Origin of the sequence: Bradyrhizobium sp. 31Argb (genome assembly GCF_043638955.1) — a bacterium.
GTDB lineage: Bacteria > Pseudomonadota > Alphaproteobacteria > Rhizobiales > Xanthobacteraceae > Bradyrhizobium.
This window is the reverse complement of sequence record NZ_JBEGDB010000371.1, coordinates 1-6,115: the sequence shown is the minus strand read 5'-3', so window position 1 is coordinate 6,115 and position 6,115 is coordinate 1. Positions and strand designations below refer to the sequence as shown.

Genomic DNA, 6,115 nt, shown 5'->3' with positions numbered 1-6,115 from the left:
CGTCGCCATTGCCGCCACTCTGCTCTGGATAAGGTAACTGTCCACACGGCCTAAGGCCATATGCGATTCCCCTACCCGCAAGCGGGGGAGGTGAACGAGTGCGCGGTCGGACCGTTACAATCAAATAGAACGAAAAGATGGGCGGACCATGAGCAAGGAATTCGAGGAACGCCTTGTTCGCTTCCGGAAGCTGCCGAAGGCCGTCCGCGTGGTGTATTCGCGGCCACGCATCTTTACTTCGATCGCAGTGGGCGCCGCCGCGTTTTTCCTGCTGCCGCAGTGGCTGCGGCCGGTGACGCGGCTCTTGGTGAGCTGGGACATCTTCGTCGCGCTGTATCTCGCCCTCGCCTTCATGATGATGCTCCAATGCAGCATCGCTTACATCAGGCGCAACGCGATACTGCAGGATGACGGCCGGTTCCTGATCCTGCTCATCACGGCGCTCGGCGCCTTCGCGAGCCTTGCCGCCATCATCTTCGAGCTCGGCGCCGCCAAGAGCAGCGCGGAAGCGCTGGCGCTCGCGATCGTCACCATCGTGCTATCCTGGGCGCTGGTCCACACCGCCTTTTCGCTGCACTATGCGCACGAATATTATCGCGGAAAGGAACCCGGCGGTCTGCAGTTTCCCAGCGGCAAGGAACACGTCGAGGCCGATTACTGGGATTTTGTCTATTTCTCGTTCGTGATTGGCATGACCGCGCAGGTCTCCGATGTCGGCATCACCGACAGGATCATCCGCCGCACCGCGACCGTGCACGGCATCATCTCCTTCGTGTTCAACACGGCGCTGCTCGCGTTGATGGTCAATATCGCGGCGAGCGCGATCTAGCCGGTTTCAAGCTATCGACCGTCATTGCGAGGAGCGATAGCGACGAAGCAATCCATGCCTCCGCAAGCGGCTCCATGGATTGCTTCGCGGAGCCTGTCATCGGGCGCGCATTCGCGCGACCCGTTGGCTCGCAATGACGGCACCCCGGTCTCAATTGCAAACCTGAACGTTGCCGCCGCCGCCCTCGTACGGGCCGCCTTGCGCGGTGGTGCGGAATTCGAGGTGGCAGCCGCGCGCGACCGGGCGACAGCCGCCGCGGTCGCAGACCATTTGGCCGCCACCACTGCCGCGGCCGCCCGAAGAGGCCATCGGCCGGGGAATGCGCACTTCCGGCCGCTCGCGCCGCGCCGGCCGATCGTCGGAATCGCGCTTGGCGACCGGCTTCTTCTCGCGCCGTTTCTCGCACGCATTGTCGTCGTTGAGGAACGAGCCGGCGCCGCAGACGATCCGGGTGCAGCGGTCGCCATCGGCCTTGGTGCCGTGCTCGCAGACGAGCGGGCAGACGCGCGATGATTTCTGCTTGATGGCATCGAGCGTGTCGACATTGGCGACCTTGGTGTCGAGCCTGGTTCCGGCATAGCGATTGAACAGCGTCAGCGACCGCTGCGAGGCGGCGTTCCACTCGCCATCGGCGCTACCTGTGAGGCAGCCGACGCGGCGCAGCTCGGTCTGCACCGATTTGGTGACGTCGGCTTGCGGCGAGCCGGTACTGAGCACGGCGACATTCACCGCCTTGTCGACAGGCGCTGCGGCGGGCGCCTGCTCCGCGGTGGCCTTGTCGGCGGCGATCTTGTCGGCCAGTGCCTTTTCGGCCGCGAGCCGCTTCTGCTCGGCGACCGCCGCCTGATCCTGCGCGACCTGCTTGGCCTTCTCGGCGGCAATGCGCGCCTGTTCGGCGGCCCTGGCGTCGGCGGCCGCCTTGGCCTGCTCGGCTTTCTGGGCACCTTCGGCGGCGAGCCGGGCCCGCTCCTGCTCCGCCGCCCGCGCCTTGTCCGTGGCGGCGACGCGGGCTTCCTCGGCGGTGATCTTCTCGAGCTGGAGCTTGGCGAGGCTCGCATAGAAACCGTCGGGATATTGCGCGAGGAAAGCGTTGAGCGCGCTCTTGTTGCCGACCTGCAGCGCCAGCTCGTAGTCGCGGCGGATGTCGGCCTGCGGGCTCAGTGCGGGCGCGGCAGGCGCCGCCGCCTTGGCCGGCGCCGGCACCAGCGGTACATCCTCACCACCGAGCGAGCCATAGACGAACGGCTCCTGGCGGTTATTGGTCGACTTCAGCACGTCGTCGCGGACGTAGCCGAATGCGCGCCGCACATCGAGCCCGGGCTTCGTCAGGTGCTTTGCGAGCGCTGATGTGAAGGGGCTGTTCTTGCCGTCGCCATCGGCGGCGGTGGAACCGGCCTTGGCGGAATAGGCGATCAGCACGTTCGGGCTGGTCGGCTCGACCTTGGCGAGGCCCAGCCCGATCGCGCGCGACGCCACCGTGCGCTTCATGGTCTTGGCAAAGGGATTGTCGCGGCAGGCGTCGAGGATCACGAGCCGCAGTTTCTTGGCCGGCTCGATCGCGATCAGGACGCGGTCGAGCGAAAACGCCTCATCATAGACGTCGGTGTCGCGTTCCAGCCTGGCATCGACCGGAATGAGGTAATTGGCGCCGTCGACCTCGATGCCATGGCCGGCGTAATAGACCACGGCGATCTCGGCATCGCGGGTACGATCGGCAAAGTCGCGCAGCGCGCGGCGGGTTTCAACCGCCGGAAGGTCGCGGCGGAAATCCACCACGTCGAAACCGGCGTCCTTCAGCATCGCCGCGATCAGCGCGCCGTCATTGACGGGGTTGGGGAGCGGCGCGACGTTCTGATAGGCCGCATTGCTGAGCACGAGCGCCACGCGCTTCTCGGCGAAGGCTGGCTGGCACATCAGAAGCAGGAACAGCGCCAGAACGAACCGATGCAATCCCGGAAATCCAATCGATTTCATTACCGCACCTTCAAAAAACCCGCCTGTTCAGCATGATAGCAAAGCCTATCAGAAGCCGGGGCGGGGTTTGGTGACCCAGGTCACGAACGGGCCGCACCATCTGATAAGCTTTAGTACCGCGGGACGAATGATGGTTCGGCCCGCCAGCCCGTAGCCCGGGTGAAGCGCCAGCGTAACCCGGGATCGCTCGTAACCGTTGATCTGGATGTCCCGGGTTGCGCGTTCCGCTCCACCCGGGCTACCAACAGATGGGCCAAGGGAGGAACCAACCATGAGCCATGACCGATCGACCGTCGAAGCCGTCGTGCAGAACTATTTCGACGGACTCTATGAAGGCGACGCCGACAAGCTCGGCGCGATGTTTCACCCCTCCGCCGACCTGCGCTGGGTGGAAAAGAGCGAGCTTCAGGTGCTGACCGTGCCGGACTGGCTCGACCGGGTCCGCAAGCGGCCGTCGGCGAAGGCGGAAGGCAAGCCGCGCGAGGATTTCATCGTCACCATCGACCGTTCGGACGACGTCACCGCCTTCATCAAGGTCCGCTGCCAATTGCCGCCGCGCTATTTCACCGACTATCTGGTGGCGATGAAGCTCAAAGACGGCTGGCAGATCGTCTCGAAATCCTATCGTTACGACCTGCGGGAGTAAGTACACCCGGGGCTTGGCTGATCGGACGGCCGCCTTTTTCGATCTCGCACGGTCGAGCCGTCCACGCACATTGACCTTGCCTGCGCTTCGGGGCCAATTGGACCGGCCATGGAAGCCAGATTCCAGACCTTCCTGATCCTGCTTGCCGTGCTGGCGGGCACGGCGCTGTTGGCGCGGCGCCTCAATGTCGCGCCTGCCATCCTCTTGATGCTGGCCGGCATCGCGCTGGCGTTCGTGCCGGGCATGCCCAGCATCGAATTGCCGCCGGAACTGGTGCTACTCATGGTGCTGCCGCCGCTGATCTACATGGCCGCGGTGGCCATGAGCTGGCGGGAGTTCAAGAACAGCCTTCGTCCGATCGTGCTGCTCGCCGTCGGCTGCGTGATCTTCACGGCGGCGGCGGTCGCGACCGCCACTCACTACCTGATCGGGCTGCCCTGGGAGGTCGGGTTCCTGCTTGGTGCGATCGTGGCGCCGCCCGACGTGGTCGCCCCGCTTGCGATCGCGCGGCGGCTCCATCTCCCCCGCCGCATCCTCGTCATACTCGAAGGCGAGGGGCTGGCGAATGATGCCACGGCGCTGATCCTCTACCGCTTCGCCCTCGCGGCGATCACCACCGGCGCCTTCTCGCTGCCGAAGGCCACCGGCGAATTTGCAGCCATCGTCGTCTGCGAGATCGCGTTCGGCATCGCGGTCGGATGGTTGAGCCTGCGCGCCCGCCAGCACTCGCGCGATCCGCAGGTCGAGATCACGCTCTCGCTGATCACGCCCTATGTGGCCTATTGGCTGCCGGAGCACTTTGGCGGCTCCGGCGTGATCGCCACGGTCGCCTGCGGTCTCTACGTGAGCTGGAACGGGCCGCTTCTGATTCCTTCCGCCACCCGCCTGCAGGGCATCTTTTTCTGGGACTTGGTGATCTACCTGATCGAAGGCATCCTGTTTTTGCTCACCGGCTTCCAGATGCGTTCGCTCTACGAGAAGTCGAAGGCATTTCCGCTCGACGACATCCTCTCCACCACCGCGCTGGTGATCGCGGTCATCGTCATCGCCCGCTTTGCCTGGGTGTTTCCCGCAACCTACCTGCCGCGGATCCTGAGCGAGCGCGTGCGACAGCGTGATCCGCAGCCGCGCTGGCAATGGACATTCACGATCGCCTTCGTCGGCGTCCGCGGCGCGGTGTCGCTCGCCGCCGCACTGGCGCTGCCGTTCGCGCTCGCGAGCGGCGAGCCTTTTCCCTATCGCGACATGATCCTGTTCGTCGCCTTCGGCGTCATCTTCATCACGCTGGTGGGGTTCGGCTTGACCCTACCCACCGTCGTGGGTTGGCTGAACATCGCCAAGGACGGCTGCGCCGAGACTATCGCCGAGCATGAAGCCGAAATTGTCGCGAGGCGCCAGGCGCTGGCCGCCGGCCTCGCATCGCTCGACGCCATCGTCGACGAGCGCGAGCTCTCCGAAGAGGTCGTGAAGCTGCTGCGGGCGCGGCACGATATCCGCACCAACCAATTGCCGGCCGCGCTCGACCCCGACAACCACGACGTCTCCGCCAACGGCACCGAGCTGACGCGGGAATTGATCGCGACCGAGCGCCAGTTCATCCACGCCCTGCTCCGCGACGGCAAGATCACCGACGAGACGCGGCGCCGGATCGAGCGCGATCTCGACCTGGAAGAGGCCAGCCTCGCGAACCGCGAATATCGGAAGATACCGCTGTAATCGGGGGCAGGCCACCGCACAGGGTGCGCTACCGCGAGGCGCAGAATTCCTTGACAGCACCGACCACGGCGGCGCCGATCATGTCCTGCCGTTCCGTGGACGCCATCGCCAGCTCTTCGTCCCGGTTGATGATCGAGCCGGCCTCGAACAGGACGGCAGGCACGCGCGTCCGCGAGAGCACGATGAGCTGGTCGTACCGGTAGACCCCGACCTTCTTGTCCAGCAGTTTGCGCCGGTACCGACCCATCACCGCCTGCGAATATTGGCGGGCATATTGCAGGCCCTGCGCCTTCATTCGATTGCCGAGCAGCCGGGCGAACCTCAGGCTGGTCCAGAATTTCGGATTGTCGTGAGAAACGAACAGCGAATAGCCGCTGAACCGGTCGCTGAAATGGCGCTTCGTTCCCTCGAACTCCCATTCTTCGAGAAAGGAATCAGGCACCGAGTCATGATGGATCGACAGGACCAGATCGGCCCCCGAATTGTTGATCGCGGTGGCGCGCTTGAACAGGCTCGGCCTTTTCGGGCCTTCCGTCACCAAGAGGCTGGTTTGCGCAAAGCCTTCCGACTTCAGTTTGTCCTCGATGCGTTTCGCAAGGCGGAGATTGAAATCGAACTCCGGAATGTTGCGAGCGCTCCTCGCACCCGGCGCGTCGGCGGTATGGCCGACGTCCAGGATGAGCTTGAATTTGGACCGGTCGCATTTCGATGGCACGGCCTTTGGCGCAGTCCTGACACTCCCGCGCGGCCATGCGGCATATCTCGTGTCGAGCGACACGAGCGACAACAGGATGATCATGATGATCGGACTGTGGCGCCACACGCCCGGCATCGTAGCCCGGATGTAGCGAAGCGCAATCCGGGATCGGTCTGTTGGAGTGCCCCCCAAAAGTGAGACACGGGAAATTAGGGACAGTTCTCTAACGGAGAACGTATGCCCAACAAATCCC

General features: G+C 64.5%; 5 protein-coding genes. 3 read left to right on the top strand and 2 right to left on the bottom strand.

Features of this window, described 5'->3' with window-relative positions; genetic code table 11:
* Positions 1–148: 148 nt before the first annotated feature.
* Complete coding sequence (locus AAFX91_RS37725; RefSeq protein WP_394569881.1) at positions 149–829, top strand: DUF1345 domain-containing protein; 681 nt, start codon at positions 149–151, stop codon at positions 827–829.
* A gap of 150 nt (positions 830–979) precedes the next feature.
* Here AAFX91_RS37725 and AAFX91_RS37720 read toward each other — a convergent pair whose 3' ends face one another.
* Positions 980–2,803 carry a caspase domain-containing protein gene (locus AAFX91_RS37720; protein WP_394569880.1) on the bottom strand — a complete coding sequence of 608 codons (1,824 nt, stop codon included), beginning with the start codon at positions 2,801–2,803 and terminating at the stop codon, positions 980–982.
* A 271-nt stretch (positions 2,804–3,074) separates the two neighbouring features.
* On the opposite strand from AAFX91_RS37720, the gene AAFX91_RS37715 reads away from it, so the two are divergent.
* On the top strand, positions 3,075–3,449 hold the full coding sequence (locus AAFX91_RS37715; protein WP_130583756.1) for a nuclear transport factor 2 family protein: 375 nt from the start codon (positions 3,075–3,077) through the stop codon (positions 3,447–3,449).
* 108 nt (positions 3,450–3,557) lie between these two features.
* Positions 3,558–5,165, top strand: coding sequence for a Na+/H+ antiporter (locus AAFX91_RS37710; RefSeq protein WP_394569879.1), 1,608 nt, complete (start codon positions 3,558–3,560; stop codon positions 5,163–5,165).
* 28 nt (positions 5,166–5,193) lie between these two features.
* Here the strand turns inward: AAFX91_RS37710 and AAFX91_RS37705 are convergent, their stop codons facing one another.
* A complete protein-coding gene (locus AAFX91_RS37705; RefSeq protein ID WP_394569878.1) occupies positions 5,194–5,988 on the bottom strand; it encodes an N-acetylmuramoyl-L-alanine amidase in 795 nt (264 codons plus the stop codon).
* Between the last annotated feature and the right edge of the window lie 127 nt (positions 5,989–6,115).

What these genes read in the sequence shown, in the direction of transcription:
- AAFX91_RS37715 (WP_130583756.1), top strand. Translation starts at nt 3,075, where the DNA reads ATGAGCCATGACCGATCGACCGTCGAAGCCGTCGTGCAGAACTATTTC.
- AAFX91_RS37710 (WP_394569879.1), top strand. Translation starts at nt 3,558, where the DNA reads ATGGAAGCCAGATTCCAGACCTTCCTGATCCTGCTTGCCGTGCTGGCG.
- AAFX91_RS37720 (WP_394569880.1), bottom strand. Translation starts at nt 2,803, where the DNA reads ATGAAATCGATTGGATTTCCGGGATTGCATCGGTTCGTTCTGGCGCTG.
- AAFX91_RS37725 (WP_394569881.1), top strand. Translation starts at nt 149, where the DNA reads ATGAGCAAGGAATTCGAGGAACGCCTTGTTCGCTTCCGGAAGCTGCCG.